Below are 19,914 nucleotides of genomic sequence, written 5' to 3'. Positions count from 1 at the left end.
ACAGCGTTCGTTCCAACCAACGTAATTTCGATTACTGACGGTCAAATCTTCTTGGAAACCGACTTGTTCAACGCCGGTATTCGTCCAGCGATTAACGCGGGTATTTCCGTGTCTCGCGTGGGTGGTGCAGCGCAAACGAAGGTGGTCAAGAAGCTGTCAGGCGGTATTCGTACCGACTTGGCGCAGTACCGTGAATTGGCTGCGTTTGCGCAGTTTGCTTCTGATCTGGATGAAGCAACCCGCCGCCAGCTGGAACGTGGTCGCCGTGTGGTTGAATTGCTGAAGCAGCCCCAGTACGCCCCATTAAAAACATGGGAAATGGCACTGGCCCTGTTTGCAATCAACAATGGTTATTTGGATGATGTCGAGGTATCGAACGTTCTTCCTTTTGAGGTTTCCCTGCGTCAATTCATGCAGACAAGCCACAAGGACCTGATCGATCGTATCGAGCAGACTTACGAATTGTCGAAAGACGATGAGCCTAAGCTGCACGAGGCCGTGAAATCATTCAAGAAAACTGGCGCGTATTAATCAGAGCGATCTGATTGTACCCACCGCATAACTCGGAAGGTCATGCACCTTCCCAGTCATTGGAGGAAATACGATGTCAGGAATGAAGGAAATCCGGACCAAGATCAAGAGCGTGCAAAACACGCGAAAGATCACGAAGGCGATGGAAATGGTGGCTGCGTCCAAAATGCGCAAAGCCCAGGACCGTATGCGTTCGGCTCGTCCCTATGCGGACAAAGTTCGGAATATTTGCGCCAACCTGGCCAAGGCAAACCCTGAATACCGCCATGAATACATGGTGGCGCGCGACGAAATCAAAAACGTGGCTGCGATTGTTGTGACAACGGACAAAGGTCTGTGTGGTGGCTTGAACACCAACATTCTGCGTCTGGTGACCAGCAAGTTTCAGGAGTTTGGTGCCAAGGGTGCAAAGGTACGAGCAACCGCAATCGGTACAAAGGGCGCTGGCTTCTTTAACCGCATTGGTGTTGACGTGACTTCCAAAGTGACGGGTCTTGGCGACAAGCCCCACCTGGAAGCACTGATCGGCGCGATCAAGGTTCAACTTGATGCATACGTTGCAGGCGAAGTGGATGCCGTTTATCTGGCCTACACCAAGTTTGTGAACACCATGAAGCAAGAAGCCGTGTTCGAGCAATTGCTGCCCCTGGGTGGCGAAAGGCTGCAAGCCGATGAGGGTTCCACGTCGTGGGACTACATCTATGAGCCGGATGCGAAGGCCGTGATTGACGATTTGTTACTGCGCTACATCGAAGCATTGGTGTACCAGGCAGTGGCAGAGAACATGGCTTCAGAACAATCAGCACGTATGGTTGCGATGAAGGCAGCGTCAGACAACGCCAAGAATGTGATCAGTGAACTGCAACTTACCTACAACAAAGCCCGTCAGGCTGCCATTACGAAAGAACTGGCAGAGATCGTCGGCGGCGCAGCGGCTGTGTAAGCGGATGTTCGGAACGATTTTGAATTAAGGAAATAACGATGAGTACTGCGACAAACGAAGGAAAAATCGTACAGTGTATCGGCGCGGTTATTGACGTTGAGTTTTCACGCAACAACATGCCGAAAGTGTACGACGCGCTAACCATGGAAGGTTCCGAACTGACACTGGAAGTTCAGCAGCAGCTGGGTGACGGTGTAGTTCGTACCATCTGTTTGGGTGCATCAGACGGCTTGCGCCGTGGCATGGCTGTGCACAACACAGGCAAGCCAATTTCAGTTCCCGTGGGCCAAGGCACACTGGGCCGCATCATGGATGTATTGGGTCGCCCAATCGATGAAGCAGGTCCTGTAACCACCGACGCAACACGTGCCATTCACCAGAACGCCCCTGCTTTCGACGAACTGTCACCCTCGACAGAACTGCTCGAAACAGGCATCAAGGTGATCGACTTGATCTGCCCGTTCGCCAAAGGCGGTAAGGTAGGCTTGTTCGGTGGTGCGGGTGTGGGCAAGACCGTGAACATGATGGAATTGATCAACAACATCGCCAAGCAACACGGTGGTTACTCCGTGTTTGCCGGTGTGGGTGAGCGTACTCGTGAGGGTAACGACTTCTACCACGAGATGAAAGATTCCAACGTGTTGGACAAAGTGGCACTGGTGTATGGCCAGATGAACGAGCCTCCCGGCAACCGTCTGCGCGTTGCGTTGACTGGCTTGACCATGGCTGAATACTTCCGTGACGAAGGCCGTGACGTTCTGCTGTTCGTGGACAACATTTACCGCTTTACATTGGCCGGTACTGAAGTGTCTGCGTTGCTGGGTCGTATGCCTTCTGCGGTGGGTTACCAGCCAACACTGGCCGAAGAAATGGGTCGCTTGCAAGAGCGTATTACTTCGACCAAGAAGGGCTCCATTACTTCCGTGCAAGCGGTTTACGTTCCTGCGGATGACTTGACCGACCCGTCACCTGCGACAACGTTTGCTCACTTGGATGCGACAGTTGTGTTGTCTCGTGACATCGCTTCCCTGGGTATTTACCCTGCGGTGGATCCTCTGGATTCCACATCACGCCAGGTTGACCCCAACATTATTGGTGAAGAGCATTACAACGTGGCCCGTGGCGTGCAGCAAACACTGCAGCGTTACAAGGAACTGCGCGACATTATCGCGATTTTGGGTATGGACGAATTGTCTCCAGAAGACAAGTTGGCCGTGGCCCGTGCGCGTAAAATCCAGCGTTTCCTGTCACAGCCTTTCACAGTGGCTGAAGTGTTCACCGGTTCGCCCGGCAAATACGTGTCACTGAAGGAAACCATTCGCGGCTTCAAGATGATTGTGAACGGTGAGTGTGACCACTTGCCTGAGCAGGCTTTCTACATGGTAGGTACCATCGATGAAGCCTTCGAAAAAGCCAAGAAAATTCAGTAATCCGATTGGTGTGTCGTGTACCGGCAAAGGTGAAAACCCAAGCCGGTGCCCATCACAAAGGAAATGAGTATGTCGACAATCCGCGTGGACGTGGTGAGTGCAGAAGAATCAATCTTCGAAGGTGAAGCAGAGTTTGTTGCTTTGCCCGGAGAGCAGGGTGAGCTGGGTATTTACCCACGCCACACCCCGCTGATTACACGCATCAAGCCCGGTACAGTTCGCATCAAGATTGCAGGTCAGGCTGAAGAAGAAGTGGTGTTTGTAAACGGTGGCGTGTTGGAAGTACAACCCAACTCGGTGACCGTTCTTGCAGACACGGCCCTTCGTGGCAGCGACCTGGATGAAGCCAAAGCAACGGAAGCCAAGCGTTTGGCCGAAGAAGCATTGGCCAATCGCAGTGCGGACATTGACTATGCTCAAGCACAGGCTGAATTGGCTTCCGCGATTGCACAGTTGCAAGCCATCAAGCGCTTGAGAAAAGTACGTTAAGTAATACAGGGTTGAAAAACCAGTGAGAAGCCACGGTGAAAACTGTGGCTTTTTTCTTGGGCAGACCCATTGTGAAAGTCTGTGGAACCTACCCGCATGGATTCGCAACATAAGTGGCAATCAAGGAGCCATTTATGTACCAACAATTCGATGCGCTGTTGAAAGACCTCCAACAGAATCGCCCCAGTAACATGACTCCCTCAGGGCGTGTGTTTTTCTTCAATGATCAGGCAGTACTGCTTCAGCATGGGGAAATGGAAGGCATTACGTGGGTTGATATTCACATTGAATTAAAACGCTTTCGCCTCGATAACCTGGCTGCTGCCAAGAAAGTGCTGCAGGCCAATCGTGAAATGGGCGCTTCAACACCCATCCCCTCTTGGTTTGCAATCGATCCGAAAAATGATTGCCTGGTATTCGTCAATCGACTGGACTGGCGGCATATCAGCTGCAAAATTCTGGAAGATCATATTCTGCGGTGCATTGACCAAATGGGCAGTGCGCTGGCGACTGAGGGTGTGTAATCCGCTTTGACTCCTCTACAGGTTAGAATAAAGGCATGAAAATCGCCTTGTACTCTGATCTGCATCTTGAGACGATGCGCCGCTTCCCCGCTTTGGCGGCTGTTCCACAACCCGCTGAGGATGTGGACTTGATGATCCTTGCCGGAGACATTCACCAAGGGACGCAGGGTTTGCAGGCGCTCGCCGACCTGGGCGAGAAACACAATATTTATGTGGCGGGCAACCACGAGTACTACAACCACGACATTGAAATTCTGGACGACCATTTGTTTGAACTGGCCGCGAGGAAACAATTGAATTACCTGCAGCGAACCAGCGTGGTAATTCAGGGCGTGCGTTTTCTGGGTTGTACCTTGTGGACCGATTTTAATATACAGCCCGGTTGGCGGTTTGGTGCCGAGTTGGTGGCCAAGGCATTTTTGCCGGATTACAAATTAATCCGCATGCGTGGCAAACAGTTTTCCCCCAGCATGGGAATCGATTTGCACTATCAGAATATTGACTGGCTGGAGTCTGCACTGGCCGTACCGTTTGATGGAAAAACCGTGGTGATTACTCACCATGCGCCGCATCCGCAAAGCATTCACCCGCGTTTTAATCTCAGCCCGATCAACGCCGCATTTGTATCCGACCTCAGTCGCTTGATGGGCAAGGCCGATGTGTGGGTACATGGGCACATGCACGATTCATTTGATTACACAGTTCACAACAACGATGGTCAAACCCGCGTGCTGGTGAATCCGCGAGGTTATGTTCGCAAAAAAGGCAAAGCCCGAAAAATGGAGCGCGGACAGGTACAAGTGACGCCACAGGCCTTCGAAAACCCGTTTTTCAATCCACACTTGGTGTTTGAAGTATGAAGCTGGCTGCCAACCTAAGCTGGCTGTACACCGAATTTGATTTCCCGGACAGATTGCATGCTTGCGCTCAAGATGGCTTCAGACACGCTGAGTGTATGTTTCCCTACGAATATCCAGCTGAACTGTTGCGCGACAAGGCGCTTGAGGCCGGCGTGCAATGGGTGTTGATCAATGCACCGGCAGGCGATTGGACTAAGGGCGATCGGGGATTGGCCTGTTCGCCCGCACGGCGCGATGAATTCAGGCATTCAATTGAACGCGCTGTGAATTGCGCCACGGTGCTGGGTGTGCGCAAGGTGCATGTGCTGGCAGGCGTTTTGAATTCAAGCGAAGGACAAAGTGCGCAGGCTGCGTGGGATTGTTATGAAGAAAACCTGTTGTGGCTGGCCGGCACCATGAGCGCTGAGCCGATTGACTGGTTGATTGAACCCATCAACCATTTCGATGTGCCCGGTTACTTGTTGAGTCGACAGGCCGATGCCCATGAACTGCTGATTCGCTTGAACCAGCCCAACCTGGGTGTGCAAATGGACTTGTACCATTGCTTGCGCACTGAAGGTGAAGTGTTGGAGGCGCTAAATCAATATTTGCCTACTGGGCGCGTGAAGCACCTGCAGCTGGCGGGTGTGCCCAATCGCGATGAACCAGGGGCCGAAGTGTACGCGCCGGTGTGTGCCCATTTGAAGATGTTGGGCTACAACGGCCACATGGGTTGCGAGTATCGGCCCAAGGCCGGCACCCGCGATGGCTTGGGCTGGATCCGAAGCACTGGTTTTTCAGGCACAATGGAGTCCTTCGAAACTTGAGCTTAGGCGGGCAACCGCTGGAAGAATGCGCATGCAAGACGCTGAACTGAAGCAACTGCTCGAAAACACCAAAACGATCGCTGTGGTGGGCTTCTCCTCGCAGGCTCACAAGCCCAGTTTTTTTGTGGCCAAGTACCTTCAATCGCAGGGTTATCGAATTTTGCCAATTAATCCGGCTTTGCAGGGGCGACCCAGCGGCTTGATGGGTGAAACCTGCTACCCCGATTTAAAAACAGCGATCGCAGAAACCGGTTTGAAGATTGATTTGGTGGATGTGTTTCGCCGTGCCGAACACACCCCCGATGTGTTGGCTCAGGCCATGAATGTGGGTGCCGGCGCTGTATGGTTGCAGCAGGGTATTCGCAATGATCTGGTGGAAGCCAAGGCCCGCGCAGCGGGTTTGCCCTTTGTGATGGACCGTTGTTTGAAAACCGAACACCAGCGTCTGTTTTTAGTTTGAATTTATACAAGAAGCACTTACGAACATGAGCAGTTTTCAGCCCGTCAAGAACGACACCTTCCTGCGCGCATTGCGTCGCGAAGCCACCGAGTACACCCCTGTCTGGCTGATGCGCCAGGCGGGCCGCTATTTGCCTGAATACCGGGCAACGCGCGCGAAGGCCGGTAACTTCATGGGTTTGTGCACCAACCCTGAGGCGGCCTGCGAGGTAACACTGCAGCCGCTGGAGCGTTACAAGTTAGATGCCGCCATTCTGTTCTCCGACATTCTGACCGTGCCCGACGCCATGGGCCTGGGCCTTTACTTCGCGGAAGGCGAAGGCCCGAAGTTTGAGCGCCCCCTGGTGACTGAGGCTGACGTGGCCAAGCTGGCCGTGCCTGACATTGGCACCAGCCTGCGTTATGTGACTGACGCAGTCAGCACCATCCGTGGTGCTTTGGGCGGGCGCGTACCGCTGATCGGTTTTTCAGGTAGCCCCTGGACATTGGCTTGTTACATGGTGGAAGGCGGGGGCAGCAGCGATTTCCGCAAGGTAAAAACCATGTTGTACAAACGGCCAGATCTGATGCACCGCATTCTGGAAGTGACCACCGAGGCGGTCAGCCAGTACCTGCGCGCGCAGATTGAAGCGGGCGCGCAAGCTGTGATGATTTTCGACAGTTGGGGTGGCGTCTTGGCCGACGGTGCATTCCAGAAGTTCAGCTTGAATTACATCAAGAAAATTGTGGCCAGTTTGCCTTTGCAGGCCAACCGCGGCAGCTTTACTGAAGACATCCCATCGATTGTATTTACCAAGGGTGGTGGACTGTGGCTGGAGGATATTGCATCCAGCGGTGCCAGCGCCGTGGGTGTGGACTGGACTGTGAACCTGGGCCAGGCCCGGGCGCGCATTGGTGACCGTTGTGCCATTCAAGGTAACCTCGATCCCAATGTGTTGTTTGCCGAGCCTGCGCAAATTGAGGCTGAAGTGGCCAAGGCTCTGGAAAGTTTTGGTGTGCCACAGGCCGGTGCGGGCCATGTGTTCAATCTGGGGCATGGCATTTCCCAATTCACCAATCCGGACAGTGTGGAAGTGATGGTGAACGCGGTGCATGCCTATAGCCGCAAACAAAGGCAGTAAAAACTTGGACTTATGCACATTTTTGGCGCAAGGCAGAAGAAACATTTTTTTGCATTGCACGACGAATGGAAAAGCAGGCTGGTCAGTTAAGTCATTGTTTTAAATAAACAAAAAGGCATTTTACAAAATTTGTACTTTACATGTATGCCCACATCCTGTACTGCACCCGTGGATTATTTCCACGGATGTCCACAAAGTTATCCACATTGACTGTTAAAAATTTTGTATTCCGTTTAATTCAAGCCAGCTAGTCCATGAACTTAAAGTAAGCTGTGAAGACAGACCTAAACCAAAACACGTCATCTAACCCGATCAAGGGACACACTTTGCTGGTGAATGTGTTGGTTGCTGCACCGCTTCCTAAAGCTTTCACTTACCAATGGCACAGTGAACACACGCCCCGATTTGGGATGCGTGTGATTGTGCCTTGGGGACGTCAGCATCGAATCGGTCTGGTTCAGGGCGCCGCCCCCGATCAGCAAATGGCCGAAAACATCAAACCAGTGCACTCGGTATTGGATCATGGTGAATGCCTGAGCGCCCATTGGCAGGCCCTGATTGAATTTGCCGCCAAGTATTATCACCACCCATTGGGCATGATCGCGCTGGAGGCATTGCCCAAGGCCTTGCGTGTGTTGAATGCCCGTGGTGAAGAACCTGTGATGGTGGCCAAATCCCGGGAGCATGCGCAGAAGCTGCTGGCCGAACGGAATGACCCGCTTGCTGCAAGCAAAGGGGGTAAGGCCAAGATTGATCAACTTGAAAAGCCAGTGTTGAACGCTGAACAACTGGACGCTGTTGCGCAACTGTCGAGTGCCGCTGGTTTTCAGCCTTTTTTGCTGTACGGCGTGACCGGCAGCGGCAAAACCGAGGTGTACCTGCACACGGTGGAGGAACGGCTAAAGCGCGGTGAGCAGGTGTTGGTGCTGTTGCCTGAAATTAACCTGACCCCGGCTGCACAAGCCTTGTACAAAGAGCGCCTGGCGCCCCACCGCGTGGTGGTGATGCACAGCAACCTGGCTGAATTGACCCGAACCAAGGCGTGGTTTGAAGCTGCAACGGGCGCCGCCGATGTGATCATCGCGACCCGGCTGGGCGTGCTGACCCCATTGCCGAGATTGGGCATGATTGTGGTGGATGAAGAACACGATCCTTCGTACAAACAGCAAGACGGCATGCGCTACCACGCCCGGGATTTGGCCCTGATGCTGGCCAAACAGCGCGAGGTGCCGATTGTTTTGGGTTCGGCCACCCCAGCCCTGGAAAGTTGGTTGAAGGCCGACCTGGGCGCTTACAAAAGGCTGAGCTTGAAAAACCGGGCCGTGCTGGGTGCCAGTCTGCCAAAGGTGGAATTGATCAACACCGCCAATTTTCCAGCCAAAGAGGGATTGAGCGAGCCGGCCATGCAGGCGCTGGTGCAAAACTTCGAGGCTGGCAAACAAAGCATTGTATTTTTGAACCGCCGGGGATACGCGCCACAGATGGTGTGCAATGCCTGTGGCTGGGTGGCCAATTGCGACCACTGCACAGCGCACATGGTGTGGCACAAAAATGAGCGCATGCTGCGCTGCCACCACTGTGGCGCTGGGCAGCGCGTGCCCACGCACTGCCCCACTTGCGGAAACCAGGACCTGACCGGCTTTGGCCGGGGCACGCAGCGCATTGAGGAAACCCTGACTGGATTGCTGCCCACTGCAAATATTTTGCGAATCGACGCCGACAGCACCCGCAACAAGGGGCAAATGGAAGCCTTGCTGCAACAGGCACACAGCGGGGAAGCTGATGTGTTGGTGGGCACGCAAATGATTGCCAAGGGGCACGACTTTGCAAATGTAACCCTGGTGTTGGCTTTGAATGTGGATGCCTCGCTGTATTCGCACGCATACCGCGCGCCTGAACGACTGTTCGCACAGTTGATGCAGGTGGCTGGCCGGGCAGGGCGCAGAGCAGGTGATGCGCGCATGGTGGTTCAAACCCGTTACCCACAGCACCCCCTGTTTGATGCCTTGAAAGCGCACGACTACGAAACCTTTGCCAGCCACGAAATGCAGGCTCGCAAAGACGCACGCATGCCGCCGTTTTCACACCAGGCCACCATTCGAGCCGACCATAAAAAGCTGGCCAACTGTTTGCAGTTCCTCAGCACAGCGAGGGAGCTGGGTGAACCCTTGGTGGACGCTGACAACCCTGTTTTTATGTGCGACCCGGTGCCGTTGACTGTGGTGCGGGTGGGTGGCATTGAGCGGGCGCAAATGCTGATTGAAAGCGAATCGAGGCCCGCACTTCACCGGTTTTTAACGCAGTGGCTGGCGCAATTGCACGAGCTGCCCGGCAGTGTGCGCTGGTTTTTGGAAGTGGACCCGGTCGATTTGTAAGTACCCTCTGGTACAGTAATGCCTTCCCCTGGAGTTTCCCCCCTGTATGTCTGTTGGCCTGAACAAAGCCCAAAGCGAAGCCGTGAATTATGTGGATGGTCCCTGCCTGGTACTGGCGGGTGCGGGTTCGGGTAAAACTCGGGTGATCACGCAAAAAATTGCACACCTGATCCAGAACAAGGGCGTGAGTGCCAAGAATATTGCAGCGGTTACCTTTACGAACAAGGCCGCCAAGGAAATGGAAGAGCGTGCGGCCAAGTTGTTGCATGGCAACGAGGGCAAGGGCTTGTTGGTGTGCACGTTTCACAGCTTGGGCATTCGAATTTTGCGGGAGGAACACAAACACGCAGGTTTGAAGGCGCGCTTCTCGATTCTGGATGCGACCGACACCTACGGTTTGGTGCAGCAGTTGTACGGCACCACCGACAAGCAATTGATACGCAAGGCCCAAAGCGTAATTTCGCTGTGGAAAAACGGCCTAATTGACCCCGACACGGCCCTGGCACAAGCCACTACCGAGGATGAAGGGCAAATTGCACGCCTGTACAAAAGCTATGAGGCCACATTGGCTGCATACCAAGCGGTGGATTTTGATGACCTGATTTTGAAACCCACGCGTTTGTTGGCCGGCAACGATGAAGTGCGCAACCGCTGGCAAAACCGGCTGCGTTATTTGTTGGTAGACGAGGTGCAAGACACCAACGCCTGCCAGTACGATTTGCTGCGTTTGATTGCCGGGCCACGCGCCATGTTCACCGCTGTGGGCGATGATGATCAGGCCATTTATGCCTGGCGAGGCGCAACCATTGAAAACCTGCGCCAGTTGACTGAAGACTACCCGCAGTTGAAAGTGATCAAGCTGGAACAGAATTACCGGTCCACCTTGCGCATTCTTCAGGCGGCCAACCGCCTGATTGAAAACAATCCCAAGCTGTTTCCGAAAACCCTGTGGAGCGACCACGGCCCGGGCGAGCCGATTGTGATCAGCCCCATGGCCGATGATGAACACGAGGCCGAACAAGTGGCAATGATGCTCAGCGGTCATCGCTTTGAGCGCCGTGCCAAGTACGGTGACTATGCCATTTTGTACCGCAGTAACTTTCAGGCGCGTATTCTGGAGCAGGCTTTGCGCCGCCAGAAAATTCCGTACATTTTGAGTGGCGGGCAAAGCTTTTTCGAACGTGCTGAAATCAAGGATGTGATTGCTTATCTGCGCTTGCTGGTGAACCAGGACGACGACCCCGCATTCATTCGCGCGGTGACCACGCCCAAGCGCGGCATCGGTCAAAAAACACTCGAGGCCCTGGGCACCTATGCGGGCACACGCGGTGTTTCATTGTTTGAGGCGCTGTTTGAAACCGGCGCTGAGAGCCATCTGAATGCGGGCATGGTCGATGCGTTGCGCACTTTTGGCACCTTCATCAACAAGCTTGAATACCGCGCGCAGCGCGAGCCAGCCCGTGATTTGCTCAATGAGTTGCTGAGCACCATCAAGTACGAGGAGTGGCTTTACGAGCAGCAAGACGAGCGCGGCGCACAAGCCAAGTGGCAAAACGTGCTCGACTTTGTGAAGTGGATGGGCGACAAGGGCGAGGAAGAAGGTTCAACCCTGCTGGACCTGACCCAGAAGGTGGCCTTGATGACCATGTTGGACCGGCAGGATGACGGGACGCGACCCGACGCCGTGCAGCTTAGTACGCTGCATGCTGCCAAGGGGCTTGAATTTCCGCATGTGTTTTTAATTGGTTGCGAAGAAAGTATTTTGCCCAGTTTTGGCGACGGCGAAGGCCGTGAACTGACCGACGACAGGCTGGAAGAAGAACGCCGCCTGATGTATGTGGGCGTGACCCGCGCGCAACGCAGCCTGAACATTACCTGGTGCAGAAAGCGGAAAAAAGCACGCGAGCTGGTGAGTTGTTTTCCATCTCGGTTCATCAAAGAGCTTCAACTGGAAACCGACAAAGACCTGCCCGACGACACGCCGAAGATGAGCCCGAAGGACCGATTGAGTGCGTTGAAGGGTTTGTTGACCAAGGTAGCGACTTAAAAGAAAACCTGGGTAAAAATTAAGCTGTACCCAGCGCCGAGTTTGCTTTTTGGATCAGCGCTTCTGGAGTAACGGGTTTGAGTAACCAGCCAGCAAGGCCAAGTGTTTTGGCCCGTTGAATCATTTCCTTGTCGGAGTACGAGGTGATCACCACGATCGGCACGGTGGCTCCGGTTTTTCGGATTCGGTTGCACAACTCCAGCCCGTCCATGCCTGGCATGTCGATGTCGGTGATGATCAAATCAGGTGCACCGCTGTCGACGATGTCCCTGATTCCTTCCTCTGCACTTGCTGCTGTACGCACCATGTGACCTGCTTGGGTCAGGATGTGGGCGCAAACTTTTCGAATGGTGTTCGCGTCGTCGATCAGCAGAATATTGGCCATGGGATGCTTGGGTGGAATTGTAAGTTGATGTGCACAATCATACCGCGTCAGATTGAAATACTTCCGACTCTAGAACCTTCACGCCGTGTTCGGCTTTCAATGCCTCGTGCAACATGACACGGGCCAGTTTTTCAACTTTTACGCTGCGCAAACGTTTGGGTAAAAGTGGGTTGAACACGCGACTGGCCACGAGACCAATTTCTTCGCCGAGTCGAAACTCTTCGCGCTGACCGTCAAGAAGACCAGGGCGCGCGATCACAACACTGGAAATACCCGCATTCTTGACCGCCTGTTCTGCTTCGCCCTTGGTGCGCAGGTAGAGGCCTTTCGCTTTGGGATTTGCCATCATGGCCGAATTCAACACGAAGCAAGGCACTGAATGTTGTGCAGCCAGTGCAGCGAATTGGGCCACAAGTGTGTAGTCTACAAAACGGAACTGCTCGGCGGTTTTGGCCACTTTGATGGTGGTGCCCAAAGTGCAAATGACCGCATCGGCTTGCCACCATGGTGCTACCTCAGGAATGGCGTTGAAGTCGATCAACTGGTTGAGTAACTTGGGGTGTGGTGTGAGGGGTTTGCGGGTTAGTGCAACAACCTTGCCCACCTGCGGGTGAGCCAAGGCTTGCGCCAACACATGGTGCCCCACCACACCGGTAGCACCGATCAGCAGCAGGGTTTTTTGAATGTTCGTTGAACTCAAATCAAGTCCCCAATAAAAAAACGCGGCAGTCTTAAGACTAACCGCGTTTTGCAGTGAAAGTCCAAACGCGTTGTTATGCGCTCTGAGTTTGCTTTTCTGCAGCTTTGCGCTTTTTGCGGGCAATTTGCTTGTCGCGCATTTTTTTCATTTGGCCCACGATAATGGCCTGATAGGTTTCAGGCAGTGTGCGCACCATGGCATCCATGGCAACGGCATCCGGACCCACCAGCACGCGGCGCTTGTTGCCTTTTACGGCTTTCAGGATAATGTCAGCGGCTTTTTCAGCGCTGGTGATAAAGAACTTTTCAAAGAATTCTTTGCCCTGTTCAGAGTCGGCACCTGTGAACTCTTCAATTTCAGGGGATGCAACGCTTTTGCGGGCAATCGCTGTTTTAATACCGCCGGGGTGAACGCTGGTGGCGGATACGCCGCAGTTCATCATGTCGAGTTCTTGACGCAGGCTTTCTGTGAAACCGCGCACAGCGAACTTGGTTGAGTTGTAAGTGCTTTGTGTGGGTTGAGCACACAGGCCGAACAAGCTGCTGGTGTTGATGATGTGACCTTCACCAGATGCTTTCAGGTGTGGCAAGAATGCTTTGGTGCCGTAAACGACGCCCCAGAAGTTGATGCCCATGATCCACTCGAACTTGTCGTAGTCGATGTGTTCAACGGGGGTTGCGTAAGCCACGCCAGCGTTGTTGAAAATCAGGTTGACTTTGCCGTGGTCTTTCGCGGTTTGATCAGCCCAGGCGTACATGGCTTCGCGATTGGACACGTCCAGCTGCTGGCTGGTGACCTTGACATTGGGGGCCGCTGCTTTCACCAGTTTTACGGTTTCGGCCAGGCCTTTGGTGTCAACATCAGAGATGGACACATGGCAGCCGTCTTTGGCCAGTTGAAGGGCAAGAGTACGGCCCATGCCAGATGCGGCGCCAGTGATTGCGGCAACTTTGCCGTTGAATGATTTCATGTGTCGGTCTCCAATGTGCTGTGTTGTAGCTGTAATTTGACAATCGTGGTTGTCAATTTAATGTTGGGCCTGCATACTGTCAATGCCTATTTTTTGAGTATATCTTCCAATTATGAATGCGAAAGCACCGGAGCAAATTGCCAAAGCCACAGGGCGTCGTTACCGCGGGGTCTCCAATGAAACCCGCAAGGCGGAGCGTCGGCTCAAGTTGATTGAAGCGGGCATCAAGGTGTTCGGGTCGACTGGTTACCATGCGGCCACGGTGAAAGGCCTGTGCCAGGAGGCAGGGCTGACTGAGCGATACTTTTACGAAAGTTTCAGCAATGCCGAGGCTTTGTTTACGGCCTGCTACCTGCACATTACCGATACCCTGCGTGAGAAGCTGCAAAAGGTGTTGTTGGGTATGGAGGACGACAATCTGGAGCAGGCCACCCGTACGGGTTTGACCGTGTTTTTCAGCCAGTTCAAGGAAAGCCCGCAGGCGGCCCGTATTTTGTTGGTCGAGGTGCTGACAGTGAACCGGCACCTGGAAGAATTGAGTTTAAAAACACTGTACAGCTTTGTGGAAATGCTGGAAACACTGGCCAAACCCTTGATTGAACAGCGAAAGGACGGTGCAGTGAAAGGCCTTGATTCAACTTTGCTGGCCTCGGGCCTGGTGGGGTCGGTGCTTTACATGGCTGCACGCTGGAGCATGGACGGTTGCAGGAAGCCGGTAGAGGATGTGGTGGAAAATGCCATGCTGATATTTCGTGGCGTGGGCATGCTGCTGACCGAATAAAAAACCCGCCGGATGGCGGGTTTTTTACAGCGGACTTATTTGATTGGCCTTGCCAGTTAAATTGCCGGTTACTTCGCAGCTTCAGCGGTTGGCTCAGCGGCTGCGGGAGCGGCTGGTTCGGGTGCAACATAGTCAGCGCCCACTTCCTTGCCCATGTAGGCCACTGCTCGGGCCACTTCGATGTCGTCGAGGTCGGAATTGCCGCCCTTGGCAGGCATGGCACCAATGCCATTCACCGCGTTTTGCCAAAGGGTGTCAAAGCCCTTGGTCAAGCGGCTGCTCCACTGGCCTTGATCGCCCAGTTTTGGGGAACCAGCAGCGCCAGAGTCATGGCAAGCTGCACATGCGGCGGCGTAAACCTGTTCACCTGTTTTCAGAACACGGGGAGCGCTGGCATCAACGAAGTCGATGGTGCCCACGGGCGCAAGGCGTGCGGCAATTGATTCTTCAGAAAATGCATTGCTGCCAGCGGCGGGTTTTTCGCTGCTGCTGACGTAGTAAGCCAGCAAAATAATGACGAAAATCGGAATGACAAACGCTGCAATGACGGCATAGATCAGTTGCTTGGGTGTCTTGATTAGAAGTTCGTGTTCGTTTGAATCGCTCATACGACGTCCTGATTGAAAGCGCTGGTTGAAACGTAATTATTAGGGCTGCACAATACTGGCTGATTAACGCCTATGAAACGCCTATGGACGTGCCCGATAGATGTTTAGGCCTTGCGGCATGTACGCAGCTTCAAAACAACTGTAAATTGTATCTTGAAAAAGGCTTTAAACCCAACTATTTATTGCTGAAAATGCAAGCCTGTGCTGCAAAGGGATGAGATTTTGAAAAGTGCATTGAGCGAAAACCATCGATATGGTTTGCCCATGGTGTTGGTTCACTGGTTAATGGCGGTGGGCATTTTGACCGCATTTGGTGTGGGTTTGTACATGGTCGACATTCCCGGTATTACCCCGTTCAAGCTGAAACTGTTCAATTGGCACAAGTGGTTGGGCGTTACCCTGTTTGCCTTGGTGTTGTTGCGCATGGTGGTTCGAATGTTGTCGAAAACCCCCAAGTACCCGGCACATTGGGGACACAACACGGTGCTGCTGGCCAAAATGGGGCATTTGGCCCTGTACTTGTTCATGTTGGGTGTGCCCGTGTTTGGTTACCTGTACAGCCTGGCCTCGGGCTACCCAGTGGTTTGGTTCGGTGTGATTGAACTGCCGGTGGTGATCGAGAAAAACGCGGAATTAAAAGAGTTGTTTAAAACCTTGCATGAACTTTCAGGCAAAGGCCTGGTCTTGTTGGTGGTGGGCCATGTGTTGATGGCCTTGAAGCATCACGTTCTGGACCGCGACGGTATTTTGGGTCGCATGATTCCCGGGATGCGAGCCGATTAGTCTCCGATAGTTCTCAAGCTCTGCAGGATTCACTATGAAATATCCGTTCGCCAAGGCGCTTTCAGGCCTGGTACTCTCAGTTTTAACCTTTCCTGCTGTGGCTGCACCCCTTGATGTGGCGCAGAGCGAGGTCAAGGCCACGTTCAAACAGTTCAATGTGCCGGTGAGTGGTAATTTCAAGAAATTTTCCGGCGATGTGCAGTATGACCCTGCCAAGCCCGCAAACACCAAAGCCACCCTGAGCGTAGACACAGCCAGTTACGACCTGGGCGATCCTGAGTACAACAAAGAGGTTGCAGGGAAAGACTGGTTTGATTCAAAGAATCATCCCAAGGCAACTTTTGTCATTACGGGTGTAACGGGCAGTGGCAACAATTTGCAGGCAACCGGCGATTTGACCATCCGTGGCATTAAAAAACCGTTGAAGTTTCCCGTAAAAATTCAAACAGCCGGCGGCAAGCACACTTTCACTGGCAAAACCCAGATCAAGCGCCTGGAATACAAGGTGGGTGCCGATGGTGAGTGGGGCGACACCAGCCTGGTGGCCGATGAAGTGGTGATCGATTTTAAATTGGTGGCGCCTGCGAAGTGAGCAGGCACACCGCGTAATACACAGCAACAACAGGGAGTTAGGGATGTTCAAACAAGTATCAAAAACAATGTTGGGCGGTGCGGTTGCACTGGGTATGTTCGGTGCGCTGGGCTCAGCAAATGCGGCGGTGGATACCTATGTCATTGATCCAAGCCACACCTTCCCATCGTTCGAGGCGGACCACATGGGCGGGCTTTCATTGTGGCGTGGCCAGTTTGAGAAAACCAAGGGCATGGTGACCCTGGACCGTGCCAACAAAACCGGCACCGTGGACATTGAAATTGATGCGGCCAGCCTTGATTTTGGCCATGGCAAGATGAACGAGCATGCCAAAGACGTGGACATGTTTGATGTGGAAGCGCACCCCACGATTACCTACAAAGCCAGCAAAATGCGCTTTGAAGGCGACAAGCCTGTGGAAGTGTTGGGCGATTTGACTTTGAAGGGCATTACCAAGCCAGTGCCTTTGAAGATCAACACCTTCAAGTGCATTATGCACCCCATGAAGAAAGCCGAGGTGTGTGGGGCCGATGCGGTGGCTGAATTCAAGCGCACGGATTTCGATCTGGGTTATGCAGTAGACAGGGGGTTTTTCCCGGAAGTGAAAGTGCTGATCACCATTGAGGCAGTGAAGCAACCTAAGTGAATCTGGATTGGAAATAGAAAAAGGCCGGTGACTTTAAAATCACCGGCCTTTTTGTTGTCAGCAAGGCTTACTTGTTTTCTGTGACGTGTTCCAGTTTTTCAGGCTTGTCGCCGCCGCGTGTTTTCCACAGCGAGAACACCACGCCACCGGCGATCAGGCCCAAGGTCACGCTGAGCGAGAACGCAGGCGGGAACTTGCCAATGAAGTTCACCAGAAAAATTTTGCTGCCGATGAACACCAATACCATCGCCAAAGCGTACTTCAGGTAGTGGAAGCGGTGGATCATCGCGGCCAGTGCAAAGTACAGGGCACGCAAACCCAGGATCGCAAAAATATTGCTGGTGTACACGATGAACGGGTCGGTGGTGATCGCAAAAATTGCGGGCACAGAGTCAACCGCGAAAATCAGGTCGACAAACTCGATCAATACCAAAGCCAACAACAGGGGGGTTGCAAAACGCTCCACCTTGCCGGTTTTTGGGTCAGGCTCGTTGACCACAAACGCGTTGCCGCGCAGGCCTTCGGTAACACGCATGCGTTTGCGCAGGAACTTCAGGATAGCGTTGTTCTCAATGTCGGGTTCGCTATCGGCCATGAACCACATTTTGATACCGGTGATCACGAGAAACGCACCGAACAGGTAAAGCACCCAACTGAATTCTTTCACCAGTGCAGCACCCAGACCAATCATGATGGCGCGCAGCACAATGACACCCAAAATGCCCCAGAACAACACGCGGTGCTGGTACTGGCGTGGAATGGCGAAGAACGAGAAGATCATGGCGATGACAAACACGTTGTCCATCGACAGTGATTTTTCAATGGCAAAGCCGGTGAAGTAGTTCATGCCGCTTTCGGAGCCCAGGTAATACCAAATCCAGGCACCGAACAAACACGCTGCGGTGATGTAGCCACCCGAGAGCAGCAGGCTTTCCTTGACCCCAATTTCGTGGTCATCCTTGTGCAGCACGCCGAGGTCGAAGGCGAGCAGCGCAACCACAATACCGACAAACAACAGCCAAATCCATGCGGCTGTGCCGAGAAAGTCGGTGTGCATGAATTCCATTAAAACGTCCACTTTGATACTCCATGAGGGTTGAATTGAACACGGCGCCATGGTGTACCAGTTGTGAGTTCGGAAAAATCAGTATTTAATGAACTGTTACTGCGGTTTTTACGAAGTTAATTGGTGGGGTTTTGAATGAACTTGAATTATCGTCACTTGCATTACTTCTGGATGGTGGCCAAAGAAGGTGGTTTTGCCCGTGCAGCTGAGCGCATGGACATGGCCATTCAAACGGTTAGTGCGCAGGTGCGCGAACTTGAGAAAGACCTTGGGCTCCAGTTGTTGAAACCGGATGGCCGAGGTGTGACTTTGACCGAGGCTGGACAGGTGGCTTTTGCCAAAGCGGAGGAAATTTTTCAATTGGGCCAAAGTTTGCCGGAGCTGGTGCGGGCGGTGGCCAGCAAACCGGTGAAGCGTTTCAGGGTGGGTTTGTGCGACGGAATTTCGAAACTGGCGGTGCACGCTTTGCTGAAGCCAGTGCTGGATACTGAAGACCTGCACTTGACCTGTCACGAGGGTGAGCCTGAGCAGTTGCTGGCTGAGTTGGCTTTGCTTCACCTTGACTTTGTGTTTGCTGGGCAACCCCCGCCAGCCAACCCCAACTTGCGCATGCAAAGCCGCGTGTTGAATACCACTACGGTGGATTGGTACGGTGCTTCGAGGTGGGTGAAAAAAAGCAGTGTGAGCCATTTTCCGCACTGCCTGGCAGAACTGCCCGTGCTGCTGCCCACGGGGCATTCCCGCTTGCGGGTGGACTTGAATTACTGGTTTGAGCAGCTGGGAATTGTGCCCCATGTGGTGGGCGAGTTCGAGGACAGCGCTTTGATGTCGGTGTTTGCCGCCCGTGGCCTGGGTGTATTTCCGGTGAGCCGCTTGGGTGTGTACGATGCGGGCACTTTAAGCGGTTTGCGCTTGTTGGGGCAGTGCCCGGATCTGCACGAGGAAATTCATGGTGTGTGGAATGTGAAGGGAATCGACCACCCCTTGGTGGTCGAATTGCTGAAAGTTTAAGCAGCGGCCACCGCAGCTTCAATTTCAGCGAAGGTGCTGGCTTTGACAGGGTCCATCACGGGAATGCCCATTTGCCGCGCAATTTGTGTAGAAGAGAACAAACCCACTACACGCATTTTGCCTGTGCGGTTGTCGACCACCAGTGCGTGTTGCCGGTTGTGTTCGCGCAGTGTGGCAATAATGTGACCCACTTCAGCGCGCGATACGGCACCGAACTCCAGAAACTCCAGGTCTGGCAGTTTCACCATCACGTCATTCACCGTGAGTTCAGGCACATTGCGATTGCTGGAAGAAGCTTCCTTGATTGCGCGCTCGCCGGCCAGGTCATTGGCGGTGAGCAGGCCTTGCAAATGACCATGGCTGTTTCTAACGAACAGCAGCTTGACGCCACACACGATCATGGTGGTGCGGGCTTGCTCCAGCGTTTCAGAGCCGGAGATGCTAACGGGGTGTACACGCCGAAGGTCTGTCATGGCGTCGAAGGCTGGCGAATCTGCTGTCAGCTTCAAAGGGCGGCTGGGGTCGCTGACCGTGATGGTGTCGGTGGCGCTGGCGCTGATGTGTTCGAGTGCTTGGTAGTGTTGTCTGATCATGTTGAAACCCTTTTTGACACACAGTCGTATTGCATCCGCAGGCTTGGGGCCGACGGGCGAGTTTGCAGGACGGACTGCATGCAAAAGAGGGTACAGGCACAAGGGTTTGTTGCCTTGTGTCGTGGCAGCGCAAGCACCGTCCACTAGAAATTTAGTCTACGCTGCTGGCGAAAAGTTTCAAGTCAGTAAAAGCC

21 protein-coding genes and 1 pseudogene are annotated in these 19,914 nt (G+C 53.5%); 16 read left to right on the top strand and 6 right to left on the bottom strand.

The genetic code is table 11. The features are described from left to right. From B4N58_RS14595 to B4N58_RS14545, 11 genes and pseudogenes are all read left to right on the top strand, one after another. Positions 1-531, top strand: a pseudogene (locus tag B4N58_RS14595) (F0F1 ATP synthase subunit alpha); the annotation flags it as partial. A 73-nt stretch (positions 532-604) separates the two neighbouring features. After that, positions 605-1,474: a F0F1 ATP synthase subunit gamma gene (gene atpG / locus B4N58_RS14590; protein WP_008247094.1), complete on the top strand. Its 870-nt coding sequence runs from the start codon at positions 605-607 to the stop codon at positions 1,472-1,474. 38 nt (positions 1,475-1,512) lie between these two features. Continuing rightward, positions 1,513-2,904 carry a F0F1 ATP synthase subunit beta gene (atpD, locus tag B4N58_RS14585; protein ID WP_008247095.1) on the top strand — a complete coding sequence of 464 codons (1,392 nt, stop codon included), beginning with the start codon at positions 1,513-1,515 and terminating at the stop codon, positions 2,902-2,904. A gap of 69 nt (positions 2,905-2,973) precedes the next feature. Continuing rightward, the gene (locus tag B4N58_RS14580) at positions 2,974-3,393 is read left to right on the top strand and encodes a F0F1 ATP synthase subunit epsilon (protein ID WP_040512011.1); all 420 of its coding nucleotides are present in this window, start codon (positions 2,974-2,976) and stop codon (positions 3,391-3,393) included. Positions 3,394-3,527: 134 nt separating this feature from the next. Next, complete coding sequence (locus tag B4N58_RS14575; RefSeq protein WP_291750513.1) at positions 3,528-3,917, top strand: hypothetical protein; 390 nt, start codon at positions 3,528-3,530, stop codon at positions 3,915-3,917. A gap of 35 nt (positions 3,918-3,952) precedes the next feature. Beyond that, positions 3,953-4,777 carry a metallophosphoesterase gene (locus B4N58_RS14570; RefSeq protein WP_291750512.1) on the top strand — a complete coding sequence of 275 codons (825 nt, stop codon included), beginning with the start codon at positions 3,953-3,955 and terminating at the stop codon, positions 4,775-4,777. Next, positions 4,774-5,583: a hydroxypyruvate isomerase family protein gene (locus tag B4N58_RS14565; RefSeq protein ID WP_291750511.1), complete on the top strand. Its 810-nt coding sequence runs from the start codon at positions 4,774-4,776 to the stop codon at positions 5,581-5,583. The genes B4N58_RS14570 and B4N58_RS14565 overlap by 4 nt, the downstream gene beginning before the upstream one ends. 31 nt (positions 5,584-5,614) lie before the next feature. Next, positions 5,615-6,043, top strand: a complete 429-nt coding sequence (locus B4N58_RS14560; protein ID WP_232222684.1) for a CoA-binding protein — start codon at positions 5,615-5,617, stop codon at positions 6,041-6,043. Positions 6,044-6,068: 25 nt separating this feature from the next. Further along, entirely contained in the window at positions 6,069-7,163 is a 1,095-nt protein-coding gene (hemE, locus tag B4N58_RS14555) for a uroporphyrinogen decarboxylase (protein WP_291750510.1), read from the top strand. Between the two features lie 272 nt (positions 7,164-7,435). Next, the gene (locus B4N58_RS14550) at positions 7,436-9,538 is read left to right on the top strand and encodes a primosomal protein N' (protein ID WP_291750509.1); all 2,103 of its coding nucleotides are present in this window, start codon (positions 7,436-7,438) and stop codon (positions 9,536-9,538) included. Between the two features lie 46 nt (positions 9,539-9,584). Further along, on the top strand, positions 9,585-11,585 hold the full coding sequence (locus B4N58_RS14545; protein ID WP_291750508.1) for a UvrD-helicase domain-containing protein: 2,001 nt from the start codon (positions 9,585-9,587) through the stop codon (positions 11,583-11,585). 19 nt (positions 11,586-11,604) lie between these two features. On the opposite strand, the gene B4N58_RS14540 is transcribed toward B4N58_RS14545, so the two are convergent. The 3 genes from B4N58_RS14540 to B4N58_RS14530 all read right to left on the bottom strand — a co-directional run bounded on the left by B4N58_RS14540 (position 11,605) and on the right by B4N58_RS14530 (position 13,640). Then, on the bottom strand, positions 11,605-11,970 hold the full coding sequence (locus tag B4N58_RS14540) for a response regulator (protein WP_291750507.1): 366 nt from the start codon (positions 11,968-11,970) through the stop codon (positions 11,605-11,607). Between the two features lie 37 nt (positions 11,971-12,007). Further along, entirely contained in the window at positions 12,008-12,670 is a 663-nt protein-coding gene (locus B4N58_RS14535) for an NAD(P)H-binding protein (RefSeq protein WP_008247130.1), read from the bottom strand. A gap of 73 nt (positions 12,671-12,743) precedes the next feature. Then, positions 12,744-13,640 (bottom strand): SDR family NAD(P)-dependent oxidoreductase, encoded by an 897-nt coding sequence (locus B4N58_RS14530; RefSeq protein WP_291750506.1) that lies wholly within the window; start codon positions 13,638-13,640, stop codon positions 12,744-12,746. A gap of 112 nt (positions 13,641-13,752) precedes the next feature. On the opposite strand from B4N58_RS14530, the gene B4N58_RS14525 reads away from it, so the two are divergent. After that, positions 13,753-14,421, top strand: a complete 669-nt coding sequence (locus tag B4N58_RS14525) for a TetR/AcrR family transcriptional regulator (RefSeq protein ID WP_291750505.1) — start codon at positions 13,753-13,755, stop codon at positions 14,419-14,421. Between the two features lie 68 nt (positions 14,422-14,489). Here B4N58_RS14525 and B4N58_RS14520 read toward each other — a convergent pair whose 3' ends face one another. After that, the gene (locus B4N58_RS14520) at positions 14,490-15,029 is read right to left on the bottom strand and encodes a c-type cytochrome (protein WP_291750504.1); all 540 of its coding nucleotides are present in this window, start codon (positions 15,027-15,029) and stop codon (positions 14,490-14,492) included. A 222-nt stretch (positions 15,030-15,251) separates the two neighbouring features. On the opposite strand from B4N58_RS14520, the gene B4N58_RS14515 reads away from it, so the two are divergent. From B4N58_RS14515 to B4N58_RS14505, 3 genes are all read left to right on the top strand, one after another. Continuing rightward, positions 15,252-15,812, top strand: a complete 561-nt coding sequence (locus tag B4N58_RS14515) for a cytochrome b (RefSeq protein ID WP_291750503.1) — start codon at positions 15,252-15,254, stop codon at positions 15,810-15,812. A gap of 34 nt (positions 15,813-15,846) precedes the next feature. After that, a complete protein-coding gene (locus B4N58_RS14510; protein WP_291750502.1) occupies positions 15,847-16,404 on the top strand; it encodes a YceI family protein in 558 nt (185 codons plus the stop codon). Between the two features lie 67 nt (positions 16,405-16,471). Further along, positions 16,472-17,050 carry a YceI family protein gene (locus B4N58_RS14505; protein WP_008247144.1) on the top strand — a complete coding sequence of 193 codons (579 nt, stop codon included), beginning with the start codon at positions 16,472-16,474 and terminating at the stop codon, positions 17,048-17,050. 67 nt (positions 17,051-17,117) lie between these two features. Here B4N58_RS14505 and B4N58_RS14500 read toward each other — a convergent pair whose 3' ends face one another. Beyond that, on the bottom strand, positions 17,118-18,116 hold the full coding sequence (locus tag B4N58_RS14500; RefSeq protein ID WP_414673836.1) for a TerC family protein: 999 nt from the start codon (positions 18,114-18,116) through the stop codon (positions 17,118-17,120). Positions 18,117-18,251: 135 nt separating this feature from the next. Here B4N58_RS14500 and B4N58_RS14495 point away from each other — a divergent pair, with 135 nt between their 5' ends. Next, on the top strand, positions 18,252-19,127 hold the full coding sequence (locus tag B4N58_RS14495) for a LysR family transcriptional regulator (RefSeq protein WP_008247146.1): 876 nt from the start codon (positions 18,252-18,254) through the stop codon (positions 19,125-19,127). Here the strand turns inward: B4N58_RS14495 and B4N58_RS14490 are convergent. Next, positions 19,124-19,720: a CBS domain-containing protein gene (locus B4N58_RS14490; RefSeq protein WP_040512135.1), complete on the bottom strand. Its 597-nt coding sequence runs from the start codon at positions 19,718-19,720 to the stop codon at positions 19,124-19,126. The two genes, B4N58_RS14495 and B4N58_RS14490, sit on opposite strands and share 4 nt — an antisense overlap. Between the last annotated feature and the right edge of the window lie 194 nt (positions 19,721-19,914).

The sequence above is a fragment of the Limnobacter sp. UBA3528 genome (assembly GCF_002377005.1).
Classification (GTDB): domain Bacteria; phylum Pseudomonadota; class Gammaproteobacteria; order Burkholderiales; family Burkholderiaceae_B; genus Limnobacter.
Note: the sequence above shows the minus strand (reverse complement) of the source record. Positions and strands in the feature narration are given on the sequence as shown.

Bases quoted from the DNA above. Each gene is read 5' to 3' on its own strand.
- atpG (WP_008247094.1), top strand. From the start codon at position 605: ATGTCAGGAATGAAGGAAATCCGGACCAAGATCAAGAGCGTGCAAAAC.
- atpD (WP_008247095.1), top strand. From the start codon at position 1,513: ATGAGTACTGCGACAAACGAAGGAAAAATCGTACAGTGTATCGGCGCG.
- B4N58_RS14580 (WP_040512011.1), top strand. From the start codon at position 2,974: ATGTCGACAATCCGCGTGGACGTGGTGAGTGCAGAAGAATCAATCTTC.
- B4N58_RS14575 (WP_291750513.1), top strand. From the start codon at position 3,528: ATGTACCAACAATTCGATGCGCTGTTGAAAGACCTCCAACAGAATCGC.
- B4N58_RS14570 (WP_291750512.1), top strand. From the start codon at position 3,953: ATGAAAATCGCCTTGTACTCTGATCTGCATCTTGAGACGATGCGCCGC.
- B4N58_RS14565 (WP_291750511.1), top strand. From the start codon at position 4,774: ATGAAGCTGGCTGCCAACCTAAGCTGGCTGTACACCGAATTTGATTTC.
- B4N58_RS14560 (WP_232222684.1), top strand. From the start codon at position 5,615: ATGCAAGACGCTGAACTGAAGCAACTGCTCGAAAACACCAAAACGATC.
- hemE (WP_291750510.1), top strand. From the start codon at position 6,069: ATGAGCAGTTTTCAGCCCGTCAAGAACGACACCTTCCTGCGCGCATTG.
- B4N58_RS14545 (WP_291750508.1), top strand. From the start codon at position 9,585: ATGTCTGTTGGCCTGAACAAAGCCCAAAGCGAAGCCGTGAATTATGTG.
- B4N58_RS14540 (WP_291750507.1), bottom strand. From the start codon at position 11,970: ATGGCCAATATTCTGCTGATCGACGACGCGAACACCATTCGAAAAGTT.
- B4N58_RS14530 (WP_291750506.1), bottom strand. From the start codon at position 13,640: ATGAAATCATTCAACGGCAAAGTTGCCGCAATCACTGGCGCCGCATCT.
- B4N58_RS14525 (WP_291750505.1), top strand. From the start codon at position 13,753: ATGAATGCGAAAGCACCGGAGCAAATTGCCAAAGCCACAGGGCGTCGT.
- B4N58_RS14520 (WP_291750504.1), bottom strand. From the start codon at position 15,029: ATGAGCGATTCAAACGAACACGAACTTCTAATCAAGACACCCAAGCAA.
- B4N58_RS14510 (WP_291750502.1), top strand. From the start codon at position 15,847: ATGAAATATCCGTTCGCCAAGGCGCTTTCAGGCCTGGTACTCTCAGTT.
- B4N58_RS14505 (WP_008247144.1), top strand. From the start codon at position 16,472: ATGTTGGGCGGTGCGGTTGCACTGGGTATGTTCGGTGCGCTGGGCTCA.
- B4N58_RS14500 (WP_414673836.1), bottom strand. From the start codon at position 18,116: ATGGAATTCATGCACACCGACTTTCTCGGCACAGCCGCATGGATTTGG.
- B4N58_RS14495 (WP_008247146.1), top strand. From the start codon at position 18,252: ATGAACTTGAATTATCGTCACTTGCATTACTTCTGGATGGTGGCCAAA.
- B4N58_RS14490 (WP_040512135.1), bottom strand. From the start codon at position 19,720: ATGATCAGACAACACTACCAAGCACTCGAACACATCAGCGCCAGCGCC.